14 protein-coding genes are annotated in these 17374 nt (G+C 61.4%); 10 read left to right on the forward strand and 4 right to left on the reverse strand.

The annotated features are described in order from the left end of the window. Positions 1-5 precede the first annotated feature (5 nt). Both B3B04_RS11075 and B3B04_RS11080 read right to left on the reverse strand, forming a co-directional pair. Positions 6-767 carry an SDR family oxidoreductase gene (locus tag B3B04_RS11075; RefSeq protein ID WP_292042911.1) on the reverse strand — a complete coding sequence of 254 codons (762 nt, stop codon included), beginning with the start codon at positions 765-767 and terminating at the stop codon, positions 6-8. A gap of 40 nt (positions 768-807) precedes the next feature. Beyond that, positions 808-2073 carry an acyl-CoA dehydrogenase family protein gene (locus B3B04_RS11080; protein ID WP_292042915.1) on the reverse strand — a complete coding sequence of 422 codons (1266 nt, stop codon included), beginning with the start codon at positions 2071-2073 and terminating at the stop codon, positions 808-810. A 197-nt stretch (positions 2074-2270) separates the two neighbouring features. Here B3B04_RS11080 and B3B04_RS11085 point away from each other — a divergent pair, with 197 nt between their 5' ends. After that, positions 2271-3497 (forward strand): TetR/AcrR family transcriptional regulator, encoded by a 1227-nt coding sequence (locus tag B3B04_RS11085; RefSeq protein WP_292042918.1) that lies wholly within the window; start codon positions 2271-2273, stop codon positions 3495-3497. Between the two features lie 61 nt (positions 3498-3558). Here B3B04_RS11085 and B3B04_RS11090 read toward each other — a convergent pair whose 3' ends face one another. Next, positions 3559-6594 (reverse strand): TonB-dependent receptor plug domain-containing protein, encoded by a 3036-nt coding sequence (locus tag B3B04_RS11090; RefSeq protein WP_292042920.1) that lies wholly within the window; start codon positions 6592-6594, stop codon positions 3559-3561. A gap of 239 nt (positions 6595-6833) precedes the next feature. Continuing rightward, positions 6834-8006 carry an acetyl-CoA C-acyltransferase gene (locus B3B04_RS11095; protein WP_292042921.1) on the reverse strand — a complete coding sequence of 391 codons (1173 nt, stop codon included), beginning with the start codon at positions 8004-8006 and terminating at the stop codon, positions 6834-6836. A 259-nt stretch (positions 8007-8265) separates the two neighbouring features. Here B3B04_RS11095 and B3B04_RS11100 point away from each other — a divergent pair, with 259 nt between their 5' ends. Genes B3B04_RS11100 through B3B04_RS11140 form a run of 9 tightly spaced genes read left to right on the forward strand, consistent with a single transcriptional unit; the run spans position 8266 to position 17368 of the window. After that, a complete protein-coding gene (locus tag B3B04_RS11100) occupies positions 8266-9774 on the forward strand; it encodes an MFS transporter (protein ID WP_292042923.1) in 1509 nt (502 codons plus the stop codon). An 8-nt stretch (positions 9775-9782) separates the two neighbouring features. Then, a complete protein-coding gene (locus tag B3B04_RS11105) occupies positions 9783-11411 on the forward strand; it encodes an acyl-CoA synthetase (RefSeq protein ID WP_292042924.1) in 1629 nt (542 codons plus the stop codon). Further along, entirely contained in the window at positions 11408-12568 is a 1161-nt protein-coding gene (locus B3B04_RS11110; protein WP_292042926.1) for a thiolase domain-containing protein, read from the forward strand. Before B3B04_RS11105 ends, B3B04_RS11110 begins: the two co-directional genes overlap by 4 nt. Then, positions 12561-12965, forward strand: a complete 405-nt coding sequence (locus B3B04_RS11115; RefSeq protein ID WP_292042928.1) for a Zn-ribbon domain-containing OB-fold protein — start codon at positions 12561-12563, stop codon at positions 12963-12965. Before B3B04_RS11110 ends, B3B04_RS11115 begins: the two co-directional genes overlap by 8 nt. Continuing rightward, positions 12965-14173, forward strand: coding sequence for an acyl-CoA dehydrogenase family protein (locus B3B04_RS11120; protein ID WP_292042929.1), 1209 nt, complete (start codon positions 12965-12967; stop codon positions 14171-14173). The genes B3B04_RS11115 and B3B04_RS11120 overlap by 1 nt, the downstream gene beginning before the upstream one ends. Before the next feature lie 17 nt (positions 14174-14190). Continuing rightward, positions 14191-15297, forward strand: coding sequence for an acyl-CoA dehydrogenase family protein (locus B3B04_RS11125; RefSeq protein ID WP_292042934.1), 1107 nt, complete (start codon positions 14191-14193; stop codon positions 15295-15297). After that, positions 15298-16632, forward strand: coding sequence for an MFS transporter (locus B3B04_RS11130; RefSeq protein WP_292042936.1), 1335 nt, complete (start codon positions 15298-15300; stop codon positions 16630-16632). A gap of 12 nt (positions 16633-16644) precedes the next feature. Then, the gene (locus tag B3B04_RS11135; RefSeq protein WP_292042938.1) at positions 16645-17055 is read left to right on the forward strand and encodes a MerR family transcriptional regulator; all 411 of its coding nucleotides are present in this window, start codon (positions 16645-16647) and stop codon (positions 17053-17055) included. 40 nt (positions 17056-17095) lie between these two features. Then, positions 17096-17368: a hypothetical protein gene (locus tag B3B04_RS11140; protein ID WP_292042939.1), complete on the forward strand. Its 273-nt coding sequence runs from the start codon at positions 17096-17098 to the stop codon at positions 17366-17368. Positions 17369-17374: the final 6 nt, after the last annotated feature.

Raw genomic sequence — 17374 nt, forward strand, 5'->3', positions numbered from 1 at the left:
GGACCTCAGATCGTAGAGCCGCCATCGACCACGATGGTCTGGCCGTTCACATAGGAAGCGGCGGGCGAAGCGAGGAATACGGCAGCACCTGCGATTTCCTCGGCTTCGCCAATGCGGCGCATGGGGTGGCTGGCATTGAAGCGGCGTTCGGCCTCGGGATTGTCCCACAGGGCCTTGGCAAAGTCGGTGCGGATCAGGCCCGGCGCGATGCAGTTAATCCGGACATTGTGCGGGCCCAGCTCGACCGCCAGATTGCGCGCCAACTGCATATCTGCGGCTTTCGACACATTATAGGCACCGATAGTGGTCGATCCACGCAAACCGCCAATGGACGAGATGATGATGATTGCGCCGTCCTTGCGCTCGATCATCTCGTCGGCCACCAGTTGCGACAGCCAGTGGTTGGCCAGCACATTGTTGTCCATGATCTTGCGGAAGGCGTCGTCGGAGATGGTCTTCAGCGATCCGTAATGCGGGTTGGACGCGGCATTACAGACCATGATGTCCACCTTGCCAAAGGTCTCGCGGGCCTTGGCGATCAGACCCTCCAGTTCCTCCTTGCGCGACAGGCTGGCGGCGACCGCCAGGGCGGCGCCGGGGTGTTTGGCATTGATTTCAGCCGCCACCGCGTCGCAGGCGTCCTGATTGCGGCTGGAGATAACGACCTTGGCACCGTGGTCTGCCATGGCCTCGGCAATCGCCTTGCCAATGCCCCGCGACGAGCCGGTGATAACGGCCACCTTGCCGGACAGATCGAACAGTTTCATGCGCGTTTCCCCTGATATGTTTTGATTGGCTTCGTGTGGCTTAGTGTCTGGGCGGGCGCGCCACGGCGTATTCGCCGTATTTGGCCAGCTCCATTCGGGCGATGGCGCGGTTGTGCACTTCGTCCGGACCATCGGCAAAGCGCAGGGTGCGCATGCTGGCCCACGCGCTGGCGAGGAAGAAGTCCCCCGATACGCCGGCACCGCCATGGGCCTGAATGGCATCGTCGAGAATTTGCAGCGCCATCGTCGGGCCCTGAACCTTGATCATGGCGATCTCGAGCTGGGCGGCTTTATTTCCTGCACGGTCCATCATGTCGGCAGCCTTCAGGCACAGCAGGCGCGACATCTCGATATCGATGCGGGCGCGGGCCAGTCGCTCTTCCCAGATGTTGTTGTCGCTGAGGCGCTTGCCAAAGGCGACGCGGCTGACAAGACGCTTGGCCATGGCTTCCAGCGCCTTTTCGGCAATGCCGATGGTGCGCATACAATGGTGGATGCGGCCCGGCCCGAGGCGGCCTTGTGAAATCTCGAAACCACGCCCTTCACCGAGAACCAGATTTTCGACCGGCACGCGCACATTCTCCAGCACCACCTCACCATGGCCGTGCGGGGCGTGGTCGTAACCGAATACGGTGAGCATGCGCTCGATGCGAACTCCCGGCGTATCCATAGGCACCAGGATCTGGCTTTGTTGCTGATGTCGTTCAGCATCCGGATTGGTGCGGCCCATGACGATGGCCAGCTTGCAGCGCGGATCGCCGACGCCCGATGACCACCATTTACGCCCGTTGATCACATAGTGGTCGCCATCACGGACAATGCTGGTGCGGATATTGGTGGCATCGGATGACGCCACATCCGGCTCTGTCATGAGGAAGGCCGAGCGGATTTCACCGCGCATGAGGGGGCCGAGCCACTGCTCTTTCTGGGCGAGGGTGCCATAGCGATGCAGCACCTCCATATTGCCCGTATCCGGTGCCGAGCAGTTGAACACTTCCGAAGCCCAGCCCGCGCGGCCCATTTCCTCGGCGCACAGGGCATATTCCAGATTGTTGAGGCGAGGGCCTTCGAACTGGAAGGTGTCCTCGATCGGGGCGTTGTTGCTATTGGGCGGCATGAAGAGGTTCCACAGGCCTTCGGCGCGCGCCACCTCTTTCAGTTCCTCGATAACCGGAATGACCTTCCATCGCTCGCCGTTCTTGGCTTGAGCGACGTAGTCCTCGTTGCGGGGGGTGATGTGACGGGCAATGAAATCACGCACACGGTCACGGTAGTGGGTTTCGCGTTCTGAAAGTTGAAAATCCAAGGTCGCCCCCAAAAGCTGGTCCATACCGAATTATCGGATTTTCTTACTCTCGCTTGTTTGCGGCGCATATCAAGCGGAAATTTTGTCGTTATGTGGGATCGAAAAGCGTACCGATATGTTGAAGCGGTGCAAATCCACGTTGCATACCGAAACATCGATTTCGTGACGGCTTGGAAAACTTCCGGTATAAGTCGTGCATGAGCACAGCAAAACCTGCGGCGACCCCCGCCAATACCGCACGCTTTGAACGCAAACGTGATCTGATCCTCGAAGCGGCGTCGGCGCTGATCAATGAGCGCGGCGTCAAGGGTATGGGCTTTGCCGATGTGGCCGAGCGGGTAGGGCTGACCACCACCAGCGTCACCTATTATTTCCGCAAGAAGGAAGCGCTGGCCTTTGCCTGCTTCAATCGTGCGCTGGACCAGATGGAAAATCAGGTCGCGGAGGTGGAGGCGCACCCTGATCCTCGCTCGCGGGTGCGGGCCTTTGTGCGTCAAGCCTTCGATCAGGCGCTGGCCAGCCGTCAGAACCAGGTACAGAACTATGCCCGTCTGTCTGACGTGCGGGCAATGGAGGATCCGCTACGCGCGGAGTTGGAAGAGCGCTATCGCGGAATCTTCCGTCGTATCAGGAACTTCCTTGGAGAAGCTCAAGGAGAGCGCGAGCAACGTCTGCGGACCTTGCGCGCCCACGTTCTGGTCGAGGTACTGTATTGGGTGCCCGCATGGATTATCCGCTACAGTGTTCATGACTACGATCGTGTCTATGAGCGGGTCATGGAGATTTTCGAGCACGGACTGTCAAAGCCCGGTTCGGAATGGGGCCCTGTGATCATGAGTCTGCCCCAGGACGAAGATGAGGACGGCAGTGCCCGTAGACGCTTTTTGACGGCAGCGACGCGCCTGATCAACGCGCGCGGCTATCGTGGAGCGTCGGTAGAGCGCATTGCGTCAGAGCTGAACGTCACCAAGGGCAGCTTCTACCATCATCTGGATGCCAAGGATGATCTGGTACTGGAGTGTTTCCGGCGTTCGCTGTCGACCATTTCTCAGGCGCAATATGCGACTGACGATCTGGCAGGAAACAGGCTGCATAAGCTGGAGTCGGCTGTGGCGACGCTGCTGGCCTTCCAGTTCTCGGACAACGGCCCGCTGCTACGTACTACCGCGCTTCAGGCCATTCCGGCGGATATGCGAGGACAGGTGATCGACCGCTCCAACCGCACTGCGGGGCGGTTTGCCGATATGATGATCGATGCCATCAGCGAGGGATCAATGCGCGCGGTTGATCCTTTGGTCGGTAGCCAGATGATAATGGCCGCCCTGAACGCGGCCTATGAGCAGCGTCGCTGGGCAGGCACTGTGCCGATTGAAGAGGCGGCGCAAATGTATGCTTCGCCGTTGTTCTACGGCCTTTTCGACTGATCGCCCGCTCCAAAAAAAGAGCTCTCCCGATTGGGAGGGCTTATGAGGAGGGTGGAGATTTTTAGAACCGCTTACGCACGCCGACCTTGATGGTGCGTCCCAGTGCGTTGGCGGTGAACGGGTCATAGGACAGATCCAGTCGCGCAAACGGCGGATCCTCGTCCGTGATGTTCTCGACCGTGACCGACACTGTCAGATCGTCCGGCAGTTGCAGTTGGTAGGTGGCATTGGCCGTGAGCCAGGAGTCGATATTGCGGCCTGCGCTCACCGTGATCGGATTGTTCAGGCCATCGCGATAGGCCCCGTCCGCAAACAGGTTTTCGCGCCCGTCCTCATAGCCATCCATATAGTTTACGGTCAGGCGCAGATTGTGCGCGCCGTTCTCGTATTGACCGTACAGCTGGCCTTTCAGCTGCGGCAGTGGATAGGCGGTGCTTTGATAGTTGAGGCGACCCACGGCTTCGAAAGCCGGCTCGATGATCACGTCACCGATCTGCTGTGAGCCGGTGTAGTATTCAATCACATAGGTGAAGTTGCCACCCAGCGTCAGTTGACCGCCCATAACGTCGTCGAACTCGTAGGAGCCCATGGCGTCCAGACCCGACGTGGTGACATCCGCGCCATTCACATAGTTGACCTTGAGGCGGTTCAGGTTGGCTGCGGCGCAGGTGCCGCTGAACACGAAACGCTCTTCGATCAGGGCCATGGCAGGATCGCCACAGCGGTTCGGACCGGTGGCCCCATTGGGGAAGAGAGCGTCAACAATGCCCGAAACCGGCTCGGAAACGATGCCGTCTTCCATTTCGAAGCGGTAGTAGTCCAGCGAACCTCTGAAGTTGCCGACATTCATCACCACACCAAGATTATAGGTGGTGGCCGATTCAGGGCGGAGGCTGGGGTTGCCAGCGATTTCCACGGCACGGAACGAACCCAGAATGGACTGCAGCGAGGTGCCGGACCGCTCCGAGGTTTGGGTCATGGGAGGGCCGCGGAAAGTGGTGCCGACACCGCCACGAATGGAGAAGTTGTCGGTTACGCGCCACATGGCGGATACCTTCGGATCGAAGGTCGAGCCCGTGTCGCTGCCATAGTCTTCATAGCGCGCTGCCAGCTGCATCTCCAAGCGATCGGTCAGCGGTAGTTGGAGTTCGGCAAACGCGGCCCAGACATTGCGAGCGCGATCGCTGGGGATGCTGGCACCGCCGAATGTGAACGGACCGTTTGCGCCCGCGCCCGTACAGGCATCGTTGAAGAAGTCCGGTGACGAAGTGCACGGGTTGATCAGCTTGTTCGCCATGTCGTTGTAGCTGGACGTAAAGACGTCGCGGCGGAACTGCACGCCCACGGCGAACTGCGACATGCCGCCCCCCATTTGAAAGCCGGTATCACCGCTGAGCACGGCGTCGGCAACAAACAGGCGGTTCGTGGACGTGGTCCGCGAGTCGGTCATAAACCAGTTGATGACTTCATTGCTGTTCGCAACGGCCGGGTTGAACTGGGGGTTAACCTGACCGTCGATGGCATTGGCCTGAATGGCGTTGCTGAACGGGTTGAACCACAAACAGCCATTAGCGCCCGGCGTGGGGGCCGCGCCGCCCGGACCTTGAATGCCCGGGGTATTGGGTTGGGTGTCGCAGTTCGGACCGCCCAAGCCGCGCAGAGCCAGCGCAAAGCGGTTGGTCATGGTTTCCGGTGCCGAGCGCGTGCCGGTCTGCTGGGCGTAGGTGGCCGATACGTCGTACCGAAGGTTCGAACCGAAGGACAGATCGCCGCTGAATGAGCCTGCCACGCGATAATGGTCAAACTCGCGGTAGCCGTAGGTGGTGCCATCGCTGGTGGTCGGATTGCCGCCAAGCAGCATGGGGCGGGCAGCCGGTGCCAGATACGCCGCGCCGTAGGCTAGCAAATGATTGAAGCCGGCATTCTTGGACACAAAGTCCCGCAGGCCCGGGCTGTTGCTCGGTATGAAATAGCGGTTGGCATACAGCGGCTGCAAAGCGCCCGCGCCCTGCGCCTCGATCGAGGGCGAGCTGACGATGGCGTATGACGGCGACGTGGCCCAGCGTGGCAGTTCGGTGTGCCCATAGGCGACCTCTGCGCGGAAGCTGTGATTGTCGTTCAGGTCAACGTCGACAGAGCCGAACAGTTGGAAGCGGTTCTCTTCCTCGACCAGATTGTCGTAGTCGATGTACTGGCCAAAGCAGGCGGGTGTCGTGCCGCTGAAGCCTGCAAAGCCGCCAAGGGTTTCACAGCCGGGGTCGCGGAACAGCCGAGCGCCGGTCGCAGCGGGGGCGATGAATGACAGGAAGGTGCCGGGGTTGTTGGCTGCCGAATAGCCGCCCTCGGGATTTTCCAGATACGACGACTGGGTAAAGTCGCGCGCGGTGGTGCGCAGTTCGCTGCGGTGCTGATAGCCTGCGGACAGGAAGATCTGGGCGCGATCGCTCGTCCATCCCCAGTTGATAGCGCCGCTCCAGTCGCCATCGGTATCGGCGATGTGGCGGTAGTCGGCCATGATTTCCAGACCGTCGAAATTCTCGCGGGTGATGAAGTTCACAACCCCGCCGATGGCATCCGAGCCATAGGTGGCGGCGGCACCTTCCTTCAGAACTTCAATACGTCCGATGGCCGCGGCAGGGATCATATTGGTGTCCACAACACCGGCTGCCCCCATGGCCAGAGGATTGGCCACCATGCGTCGGCCGTTCAGCAGCACCAAGGTGCGCGTGGCCCCCAGACCGCGCAGGTTGATCGAGCCGGAGCCTTCCGAACCTTGCGCGCGGCTGTCGAACTGGTTGGTATCACCAAGCACGCCATTGGAAACCGGCAGTGCCTTGATCAGGTCCAGCACGCTGGGCGAGCCCTGCCGCTGCAACTCTTCGGAGTTAATCACGTCGACGGACGAGATGGCGTTTTCACGTGCGCCACGGATGAGGGAGCCGGTGACGACAATATCTGCCACCGAAACAGGCTGGTCGTTATCGCTGGTCGGCAGTCTTTGGACATCCTGCGCAGAGGCGCTTGCCGCTGTCAGAAAGGTGGCTGTGGTCGCAGCCAGAATTAACGGCGACACGCCGCTGAGATAAACGCGCTTCATATGTGTCCGCTCCCTTTGGCGTGCCGAACTTATGCTGCCCGGTCATCGCGATGTTAGTCTGTCTTTGTTGGTTGGATTACGCTCATTTGAATTGTGGGTAGGTGTTTGGGGAGGAGGCGTGTTGCGGGCCTATCCGTAGATAGACCCGCTGCTGCACTGCAAAAAACGTCAGCTAAGTACGCATTAATTTGTTTTTCGAGTATGGGGTATGTTTTTCCCCTGCGTCAACCGGCTTTGCGTTACAGGACTTCGAAAAGTCCGGCCGCGCCCATGCCGCCGCCCACGCACATGGTGATGACTACATATTTGACGCCGCGGCGGCGGCCCTCGATCAGGGCGTGGCCCACCAATCGCGAGCCTGACATGCCGTACGGGTGGCCGATGGAAATGGCACCGCCGTTCACGTTCAGGCGGTCCGCCGGAATGCCCAGCTTGTCCTGGCAATAGAGGACCTGGACGGCAAAGGCTTCGTTCAGCTCCCACAGGCCGATATCGTCCACGTTCAGGCCAAAGCGTTTCAGCAGTTTCGGTACGGCGAAGACGGGGCCGATGCCCATTTCATCAGGTTCGGTGCCTGCAACGGCCATCCCCATGTAGCGACCAAGCGGCTTCAACCCGCGCTGGGCAGCCAGTTCGGCGTCCATCAGTACGCAGGCCGAGGCGCCGTCTGACAGCTGGCTGGCGTTGCCTGCGGTGATGTTGCCGTCCGGGCGTACCGGTTGCAGGCCTTGCAGGGCTTCGAGGGTAGTGGAGGGGCGGTTGCCTTCGTCTTTGGCGATGGTGACCGACTTTTTGGAGATCTCTTTGGTCTCGCGGTCCTGTACGGCCATATTGGCTGTCACGCTGATGATCTCGTCATCGAACAGGCCGGCCTCTTGGGCGGCGGCGGTGCGTTGCTGCGATTGCAGGGCGTATTCGTCCTGACGCTCGCGCGAGATGCCGTAGCGCTTGGCGACGACCTCGGCGGTGTCGAGCATCGGCATGTGCACGGTCGGTACCAGGGCGACCAGTTCGGGATCGCTACCCATGCGCATCTGCGGGGTCTGGACCAGGGAAATCGATTCGACGCCGCCGGCGACGCACACGTCCATGCGATCGACGATAATTTGCTTGGCGGCGGTGGCGATGGCCATCAGGCCCGAGGCGCACTGACGGTCAATCGACATGCCCGCCACCGTGACGGGCAGGCCTGCGCGCAGGGCGGCGGTGCGACCGATAGTGGCTTGTACGCCCTGCTGAAGGGCTGCGCCGATAATCACATCGTCAACCTCTGCCGGATCAATGCCGGAGCGCTGCACAGCGGCGGCAATCGCATGGCCGGCAAGGGTGGGAGACGGGGTAGCGTTAAATGCCCCGCGATAGGCGCGGCCGATTGGCGTGCGTGCGGTGGAGACAATGACTGCGTCGCGCATGGGGTATCCCTTTGGTCACAGGATTTACCGCTTCTGGGGTGCATACCCGTAAAACGATTATCTTCATCCTGATGAATATATTTTTTGAACCGTTCCGAACTTTCGGGGCGGAATGAGAGGTTGACACCAATGCAAATCATACCGCAAGTTCAAAAAACAATGACAGCCGAAAAAGAGGCTGCGCGGGAGGATGTAAGATGGCGATGCTCGGTAACGCGGGCGGGGGGCAACTCCCGTCCGCACCTGGCGGGAGGAACAGATGACCTCTGTCTCGGTCCCGCAACCCCGTCCGTTCAAGCTTTTTGACAAGCTGATCTACGGCTTTGGATCACTGGCGGTCGGTACCAAACAGGTGGCATTCAGTGCCTTCCTGTTGCTGTTCTACAATCAGGTCGTGGGCATTCCGGCCCATCTGGTGTCACTGGCGATTTTAGGCTCTCTGGTCGTAGATGCGCTGAGCGATCCGATCACTGGCGAGCTGTCGGACAATTTCCGTTCGCGCTGGGGGCGCCGCCACCCCTTTATGTATTTTGCGGCTCTGCCGACGGCAGTTCTGTTCATGCTGATGTGGATGCCGCCTGCCGGTTGGTCTGACGGCGCGCTGCTGGCCTATATGTTCCTGACGGCCACAACGTCGCGGATTTTCATCACCTTCTACGAGATTCCGGCCTCGGCCCTGACGCACGAGTTCACGCAGGACTACGACCAGCGGACCTCGATCATGAGCTTCCGCTATTTCTTCGGCTACATCGGTGGTCTGGGGATGTCGGTTCTGGCGCTGAAAGTGTTTCTGGTGCCGACCGAGACCTACCCTGTGGGGCAGCTGAATCCGCAGGGCTATATGTACTACGGCATGACCGGTGCGGCGGTGATCTTTGTCGCCATTCTGGTGTCGGCTGCGGGCACGCACCACCGTATCAAGGAACTGCCTCAGGCTCCGGTTAAGCCGCGTCGCAAGGCCATGACCATCCTTCGCGAAATGGGTGGCACTCTCAAGCACAAGCCGTTTTTGCAGGTGCTGTCGTTCGGTGTTCTGAAATACACCGCCATGGGCCTGACATCGGCGATGTCCCTGTACTTCGGTATCTATGTGTGGGGGCTGGGCCCTAGTGGGCTGGCGCTGCTGTCCATGGACGGCATTGTGTCGGTCTGTCTGGCGCTGGTCGTCGCGCCGCTGGTCTCCAAGCACTTTGGAAAGAAGGCCTCGGCCATCGGTTTGGCTGTCTGCGGGGTCATGCTGGGTCTGATCCCCTATGTGCTGCGCCTTAGCGGTCTGTTTTTCGAAAACGGCCATCCGGCGCTTCTGTGGACCCTGTTTGCCTTCCAGATCACCACGGGTATCGGCACGGCGACCTCTGCCATTCTGGTGTCCTCGATGATCGCGGATGTGGTGGACGATGCGGCGCGCCGTACCGGACGACATTCGGCGGGCCTGTTCTTTGCCGCCTCCAGCTTCATGCAGAAATGCACGGGCGGTTTGGGCGTCATGGCCGCTGGCATACTCCTGACGATAGCCGCCTTCCCCAAGGGGGCGCGGCCAGGGGACGTTCCGCCTGAAGTGATCGAGCGCCTGCTGTTCACCTATGTGCCGATGATCGCGATTTTCTGGGCCATCGCGGCGGTGATCCTGTCCTTCTACCGCATCGACCGATCAGCCCATGAAGAGAATGTGCGCGCCTTTACACCCGGCGCGGCCGGTACCGACAAACTCGGCTCGGAAGACCCCCAGGGCGACGAGCCGCCCGCGACGGTGGAGCCTGCACGATGATGGTCGCCATGGATACGCAAGAGACTTCGCCGAACTGGGCCTTTGCCGGGCTGTGGGAGTCGATTGCAGCCCACCTGCCGGATGAGCCCGCGGCCATCTGGCAGGACCGGACGCTGAGCTGGGGGGAGTTTGACCGGCAGGCCAATGCCTTGGCACGCGCCTTGATCCAAGCCGGACTGGGGCACCAGTCAAAGGTTGGCCTGTATTGCCAGAACCGACCTGAATATCTGGTAGGTCTGTATGCCTGCTTCAAAGCCGGACTGGTGCCGTTCAACGTCAACTATCGCTATGGCCCGACCGAAGTCGGCTATCTGCTGAATGACGGTGACGCCGAGGCCGTGCTGTTTGAAACGGCGTTTGCGGGCGTCGTCAGCGAGGTTCGCCACTCGAACCCAGGCGTGCGCCTGTGGGTCGAGATCGGCGGCTCGGCCAGTGATCCGGCCTCTTTTGAAGCGGTGGTTTCAGGCGATGGAGCCAAGGCGCGCGGGCCGGTCAATCCGCGCGGCGACGACATTCTGATCCTCTACACCGGCGGTACCACGGGCATGCCCAAGGGCGTGATGTGGCGTCAGGAAGATCTGATCGGGCGCGGTGGCTATGTGGCCAATGCAGCGCTGGGGCTGGACCCACTGTCATCGCCAGCCATGGCAGGGCCGAGGGCGGCGCGGGTGCCTATCCGGCCACGCTCCTATATCGCGTGCCCGCTCATGCACGGTACCGGCCTGATCGCCGCGCTCAGTGCACTGAATTTCGGTGGCTGCATCATCCTGCCACCTACCGGCAAGTTCGATCCGGCGACCATCTGGTCCGAGATCGAGCGCCACAAGGCCACGCGCCTGACCATTGTAGGCGAACCTTTCGCCCAGCCGCTTTTGGCGGCGCTGGATGCTGAACCGGAGCGCTGGGACCTGTCCAGTTTGCGTTTCCTTGGATCGTCCGGTGCCATGTGGTCGGCGGAAAACAAGCAGGGCTTGTTGAAGCACCTGCCTGAGGCCTCGCTGGCGGACAGTTTCTCGTCGTCCGAGGCCGTGGGTATGGGCTCATCCGTCACGGTGGCCGGTGGTGTGAAAGAGACCGCTTCTTTCAGCCTCGGGGCCGATTGTGCGGTGTTTGACGAGGACAACCGCCGCGTCGAACCGGGTTCGGGCGTGCGCGGGCGGGTGGCCATCGGCGGACATATCCCGCTGGGCTACTACAAGGACCCTGACAAAACCGCCTCGGCATTTCCGATCATCGAGGGCAAGCGCTGGTCCATGCCGGGTGACTGGGCCGAGGTGAATGCCGATGGCACGCTGCATCTGCTGGGCCGCGGCTCTCAATGCATCAATACCGGCGGCGAGAAAGTCTTCCCCGAAGAGGTGGAAGAAGCCTTGAAACGCCATCCTGCCGTGCGCGACGCCGCCGTGGCTGGCGCACCTGATCCGCGCTTTGGAGAGCGGGTTTGTGCGGTCGTGGACGCCACACAAGCGGTCAGCGAGGCTGATCTGATTGCCCACGTAAAGAGCCAGTTGGCGGCCTACAAGGCTCCGCGTCACATACTGTTTGTCGATGAAGTGCCGCGCGGACCGAACGGCAAGATGGATTATCGGACCGTCAAGTCGTGGGTGCTGGACGCTCTGCAAGAGATGGCATCATGAGCCTGCGCAACCAAGCCTTCATTGCGGGCGCGTGGGAGCATCCGTCGCGGCTGGCGACCGACATTTCCACGGCCATGCTGCACGCACAGTGCGCTGCGGGGGCCTTGGCCGACGCGGGTCTGACTCTGGCGGACGTGGACGGCTATTTCTGTGCCGGCGACGCGCCCGGCATGGGCGGCTTTTCCATGGTCGAGTATCTGGGGCTGCGGGTAAAATATCTGGACAGCACCGAGACCGGAGGCTGTTCCTATATCCAGCTGCTGGGCCATGCGGCGCGCGCTATTGCCGATGGACGGTGCAGTGTGGCGCTGATCACCATGGCGGGGCGTCCGCGCTCCGAGCAGATGCAGCGTCCGCGCTCCAACATGCCGGAGATGCCCTTCGAAGCGTCTCTGGCGGTGGTGAACCCGCTCAGCTACGGCATGTGCGCCGCGCGCCATATGTACGAGCACGGCACGACGTCAGAGCAGTTGGCGTGGATCAAGGTCGCCGCGTCCCATCACGCCCAGCACAACCCGAACGCCATGCTGCGGCAGGTGGTGACGGTCGAGGATGTTGTGTCGTCACCAATGATCGCCGATCCGCTGCATAGGCTGGATTGCTGCGTTGTGTCGGACGGGGGAGGAGCCTTGGTCGTCGTCTCTCCAGAGATCGCCCGCACCCTGTCGCGCCCGATGATCACGGTCCGCGGCGCAGGCGAGGCGCTGAAAGCCCAGCGCGGCGGCAAGGATCTCGACCTGACCACATCGGCGGCGGCCATTTCCGGTCCGCTGGCGTTTGAAGAGGCGGGCGTGCGTCCCTCCGATATCAAATACGCCTCCGTCTATGACAGCTTCACCATTACGGTGTTGATGCAGCTGGAAGACCTCGGTTTTTGCGAGAAAGGGCAGGGCGGACGCTTTGTCGCCGATGGCAATCTGATCTCGGGCGTCGGCAAGCTGCCGTTCAACACAGATGGCGGCGGTTTGTGCAGCAATCACCCCAGCAATCGCGGAGGCATGACCAAGGTCATCGAGGCGGTTCGCCAACTGCGCGGCGAGGCCCATCCGGCGGTGCAGGTTCCCGACTGTGATCTGGCGGTCGCGACAGGTATCGGCTGGTCACTGGGCGTGCGTCATGCCGCAGCCACTGTCGTTCTGGAGCGTACCGATGGCTGATCAGAACCCCCGTCCTGCCCCTGATTTCTGGCCCGAACTTGCCCCTGTGCGCGAGTCTTGGCGTGAAGGTGCGCTGACCATTGGCCGCTGTACGAAATGCCATGAGCCGCATGCGTGGCCGCGCGCCCTGTGCCCCTTCTGCTTGGCCCCTGCCGCGTTCGAACGCGCCAGTGGCGAGGGTGCAATCTACAGCTTCTCGGTCATGCGCCGCGGCCCGCAGGCCTCTGTCATCGCCTATGTGACCCTTCGCGAAGGGCCAAGTGTCATGGCGCGCATTCACACCGACAATCCGGATGCGCTGACCATCGGCCAGCCCGTCCGCTTCAGTCCCCATACCGGTGAGGGCGACGATCTGGCCCCTCGCTTCATTCCCATTTCAACAACGGAGAGCCGCTGATGAGCGCCCAACCGCTTGAACTTGATGCCAAGGAGGCCTTCCGTCAGGAGGCCCGTGCTTGGCTGACCGAAAACTTCCCTGCGGGCCTACGCGGCAAGGAAAACGCCTTTGCCGCCATTGAAGGCGGCGCGGCGGAAAACGAAGACGCCAAGGCTTGGAAAAAGGCCATGGGCGAGAAGGGCTGGGGCACGCCGACTTGGCCGACCCAGTATGGCGGCGGGGGTCTGACGCCCGCGCAGGCCCGCATCCTCAACGAGGAAATGGGGAGGATCGGGGCGTGGAACCCGATTGGCGGCATGGGCGTGATGATGTTCGGCCCGACCCTGCTGGAATATGGAACCGAAGAACAGAAGCAGCGCCACATCCCGCCCATCGTGCGCGGCGAAATCCGCTGGTGTCAGGGCTATTCCGAACCGGGCGCGGGCTCCGATCTCGCCTCGCTGCAAACCCGCTGCGAGGACAAGGGCGACCACTATCTGATCAATGGTCAAAAGACCTGGACCTCGGGTGGTCAGTGGGCCGACTGGTGCTTTGCGCTGGTGCGTACCGACACCTCGAACAAACACGAGGGCATCAGCTTCATCCTCATCGACATGAAGACGCCGGGCGTCGAGGTGAAGCCGATTCGTATGATCTCGGGCACTTCGCCCTTCTGCGAAACCTTCTTCACGGATGTGAAGGTCCCGAAGGAGAATCTGGTCGGCAAGCTGAACCACGGCTGGACCATCGGCAAACGCCTGCTGCAACACGAGCGGCAGAGCCTGTCGGGTGGTGGCGGTTCCGCTGGACGCGGCTTCACTCGCCCGCTGTCGCATCTGGCCACCGAATATGTCGGTACCGACGAGCAGGGCCGTCTGGCTGACCTTGATCTGCGCAACCGCTTGATCCGCCACGATATGGAATCCCGCGCCTTTGCCCTGACCCTGCGTCGCACAGCGCTGGAGGCCAAGGGCGGGCAGGGACCGTCTGCGGCCACGTCCATCCTCAAAAACGTCGGGGCCAAGATGACCCAGGATCGGGCGGAATTGACGCTCGAAATCATGGGCATGAAGGGTCTGGGTTGGGAAGGCGAAGGCTTCACCGAGGCCGAGCTGCAAGCCACCCGCACCTGGCTGTGGGGCAAGGCTGTCTCGATCTATGGCGGCTCGACCGAAATCCAGAAGAACGTCATCGCCAAGCGCATCCTTGGCCTGTTGGACCATCAGTAAGCGAAGAGGGGCCGAACATGGCTGTATTGAACGACGAACAAACCATGCTGCGCGATATGGCGCGCGATTGGGCACGTGATGAGTCTCCGGTCACCGCTTTTCGCAAGATGCGTGACAGCCGCCCTGCCGAAGGCTTTGATCCGGCGGCGTGGGCACAGGTGGCCGAGATGGGCTGGGCAGGGGTCATTATTCCTGAATCCCACGGCGGCTCTGAATTTGGCTTCCTAAGCCTCGGGCTGGTGATCGAGGAGCTGGGCAAGACGCTGGCAGCGACCCCGTTGGTCGCTAATGCCATGGCTGCCAGTGCACTAATCCTCGGCGGCGATGAGGGGCAGCAAGGCGAATGGCTGCCTAAGCTGGCAGACGGTTCCTGCGTCGGTACTGTGGCCGTGGACGAAGGCCCGCGTCACAACCCCACCAAGATCGAGGCCCGCGCCGACAAAGACGGCGACGGCTACAAGATCACCGGTACCAAGGCCTTTGTGGCCGAGGGCGATAGCGCTGGCCTGTTTGTAGTCGCGGCCAACAGCGACGAGGGCGTTCAGCTGTTCCTCGTGGCCGGCGATGATGCAGGTGTCAGCCGTTCCAAGCGCCTGATGGCGGACTCGCGTAGCCATGCCGAGATTCGCTTTGAAGGTGCGAAAGCCATGCGTCTGGGCGGCAAGCTATCGGGCGAGGCCTTGCTGGAAGCGGTACTGGATCGCGGACGTATCCTGCTATCGGCCGAGATGCTGGGCATGTCGATCGGCGCGTTCGAAACGACACTGGAATATATGAAAGTCCGCGTTCAGTTCGGCCAAACCATCGGCAGCTTCCAGGCCTTGCAACACCGCGCGGCGGAACTGTTCACGCAGATCGAACTGGCCCGCTCTGCGGTCGAGGGCGCGCTGGAATCCGTCGATGCCAACCGCGTTGACGTGGACCAGATGGCCTCTCTGGCCAAGGCCGTTGCCAGTGACACCGTCCACTGGATGAGCCGCGAGATGATCCAGCTTCATGGCGGCATCGGCATGACCGACGAACACGATGCGGGCTTCTATATCAAGCGCGCGCGTGTGCTGGAAAACGAACTGGGCAACGGTGCCTTCCATCGTGAGCGGTTCGCCCGACTGAACGGCTATTAAATGAGCGCTCAAGTCGAAGAGGCGGGCGCTTTGGCTCCTGTCACCGTGGCCGAGGACAGTTACACCTCGGCCACGCGTGAGGAGAGCTATGACCGTTTCGTGCGTGATAATTTCCGGCGGAACTATACCGCCAACTATGTCCACGGCATGTTGGGCATGACGGGGTTCCGGTTGCTTTATGCGCCAACCTTGCTGCCTGCCTATCTGCATATGATTACCGGCTCTGCCGCGCTTGTGGGGGCAGGGCAAGCCCTGCTTCAGATCGGGGCCATTGTGTCCCCGATTGTGGGCGCGTCGAGGATTGAAAAACTACACCGCGTCATGCCAACGGCTGTGCGCGTCGGTGGTTTGATGCGGGTGCAGATTTTGGGGTTGGCGGTCTCGGCATGGCTGCTGACTGGCATGCCTTTGCTGGCTGCGACGTTCGGCTTCTTGTTCTTGCTGGGCGTGTTTACCGGCTCACAGCGCGTGATCTTTCAGGCGCTGATGTCCAAGGTCATTCCCATTGAACAGCGCGGTCGCCTTCAAGCGTGGCGCAACTTTACAGGTGGGGTGATCGCGGCGGGCCTGTCCTATGTGGCGGGCGTCTGGTTCATCGGGCACGAGGTGCTGGGTAATGGCTATGCCACCACCTTCATGCTGGCCTTCATTCTGACGGCTATCGGCCTATGGGTGCTCCAGCGGCTGCTCGTGGAACCAGAAGCCCTGACAGTGGTGCCGTCGATCCCGTTCCGGCAGCGGCTAGGTCAGTTTCCGGCCCTGCTGGCGGATCGTAGCTATCGCAACTTCCTCATCGCCCAAGTCCTGACGATCGCGGCGCGTGCGGCCTCTCCGTTCTATGTGCTTTACATCGGGCGGACCATTCCGCTGGACGGCAAGGTGATCGGCCTGCTGTCGCTGGCATTTTTGGGGGCCGATACGGTCACCAACCTGATATGGGGGGCGATGGGCGACAAGACCGGTTTTCGCAGGGTGTTCATCCTGTCGTCAGTCGTCTGGATCGGCGGCGTCGTGTTGCTGATGATGGCCGAAACCCTGCCGATGGTCGTCGTGGCCTATCTCATGTTTGGCGCGGCCATGTCCGGCTATCTGATGGCCAGCACAACCATCGTGCTGGAGTTCGGCGAGCGGCAGGACATCCCTATGCGCTTGGCCCTTTCCACCACAGCCGAAGGGTTGGTCTCGACCGTGGGCCTGCTGTCTGCCGGCCTGATTGCCGCGGTGTTTGGCTATGGATCCTTGCTGTGGCTGGCACTGGCGACGTTGACGGCAGGGCTGTTGGTCATGGTCTTTGCCGTGCGCGATCCTCGCTTCGTTCGATCAACTTCAGTGTGACCGGATACCTTAATGCAGCACTCTGACATGCACCTTGATACGGGAGCGCAAGCCCACGTGCCGCGAACGACCGTCCGCGGCACCGTGCGTATCACCGAAATGGCCCGCCAGCTGAACGTCACGCCGCGTGCCCTGCGTTATTACGAGGACATCGGTTTGATCGCTGTCGACAGAACACGCGGCGGCGTGCGCTTGTATGGCCCCGAGGCTCGCGAACAACTCAAGCTCATCGTCGCCCTGCGCCGTGCCAACATCCCGCTGGACCGCGTCAAAGACGCGCTGGACGCAAGCGCACAGGTTCATCGCGACATGCTGCTCGAGCGCTTGGCCACCCTCGATGCAGAGCGCGAAACGCTGCTGGAATCGCTAAGTCGACTGGGTGGTGACGCAGTCTCCGGTAGCCGGCCGGTGCTGACAGTCTAACGCTAAAAAGTCTCCACTTGGGGTAAAGAGGGAGGTTTTTATGTCTGGCTTATCGTTCAAGCGTCATCGGTTTTCGGGGTCGGTCATCTGTCAGGCGGTACGCTGGTATTTTCGCTTCACACTGAGCCTCCGCGACGTTGAAGAGTTGATGGCGGAACGCGGGGTTGAGGTCAGCCGTGAAGCCATCCGATGCTGGGTGAACAAGTTTGGTCCGCTGATTGCTGCAAACATCCGCCGAAATCGCGATCGTCCGACGGGGCGATGGCATTTGGACGAGGCAGTTGTCAGGATACGTGGTGACGTGACCCCCTGAAACTCC

Origin of the sequence: Brevundimonas sp. UBA5713, assembly GCF_002419815.1 — a bacterium.
Classification (GTDB): domain Bacteria; phylum Pseudomonadota; class Alphaproteobacteria; order Caulobacterales; family Caulobacteraceae; genus Brevundimonas.

What these genes read in the sequence shown, in the direction of transcription:
- B3B04_RS11075 (WP_292042911.1), bottom strand. Translation starts at nt 767, where the DNA reads ATGAAACTGTTCGATCTGTCCGGCAAGGTGGCCGTTATCACCGGCTCG.
- B3B04_RS11085 (WP_292042918.1), top strand. Translation starts at nt 2,271, where the DNA reads ATGAGCACAGCAAAACCTGCGGCGACCCCCGCCAATACCGCACGCTTT.
- B3B04_RS11090 (WP_292042920.1), bottom strand. Translation starts at nt 6,594, where the DNA reads ATGAAGCGCGTTTATCTCAGCGGCGTGTCGCCGTTAATTCTGGCTGCG.
- B3B04_RS11095 (WP_292042921.1), bottom strand. Translation starts at nt 8,006, where the DNA reads ATGCGCGACGCAGTCATTGTCTCCACCGCACGCACGCCAATCGGCCGC.
- B3B04_RS11100 (WP_292042923.1), top strand. Translation starts at nt 8,266, where the DNA reads ATGACCTCTGTCTCGGTCCCGCAACCCCGTCCGTTCAAGCTTTTTGAC.
- B3B04_RS11105 (WP_292042924.1), top strand. Translation starts at nt 9,783, where the DNA reads ATGGATACGCAAGAGACTTCGCCGAACTGGGCCTTTGCCGGGCTGTGG.
- B3B04_RS11110 (WP_292042926.1), top strand. Translation starts at nt 11,408, where the DNA reads ATGAGCCTGCGCAACCAAGCCTTCATTGCGGGCGCGTGGGAGCATCCG.
- B3B04_RS11115 (WP_292042928.1), top strand. Translation starts at nt 12,561, where the DNA reads ATGGCTGATCAGAACCCCCGTCCTGCCCCTGATTTCTGGCCCGAACTT.
- B3B04_RS11120 (WP_292042929.1), top strand. Translation starts at nt 12,965, where the DNA reads ATGAGCGCCCAACCGCTTGAACTTGATGCCAAGGAGGCCTTCCGTCAG.
- B3B04_RS11125 (WP_292042934.1), top strand. Translation starts at nt 14,191, where the DNA reads ATGGCTGTATTGAACGACGAACAAACCATGCTGCGCGATATGGCGCGC.
- B3B04_RS11130 (WP_292042936.1), top strand. Translation starts at nt 15,298, where the DNA reads ATGAGCGCTCAAGTCGAAGAGGCGGGCGCTTTGGCTCCTGTCACCGTG.
- B3B04_RS11135 (WP_292042938.1), top strand. Translation starts at nt 16,645, where the DNA reads ATGCAGCACTCTGACATGCACCTTGATACGGGAGCGCAAGCCCACGTG.
- B3B04_RS11140 (WP_292042939.1), top strand. Translation starts at nt 17,096, where the DNA reads ATGTCTGGCTTATCGTTCAAGCGTCATCGGTTTTCGGGGTCGGTCATC.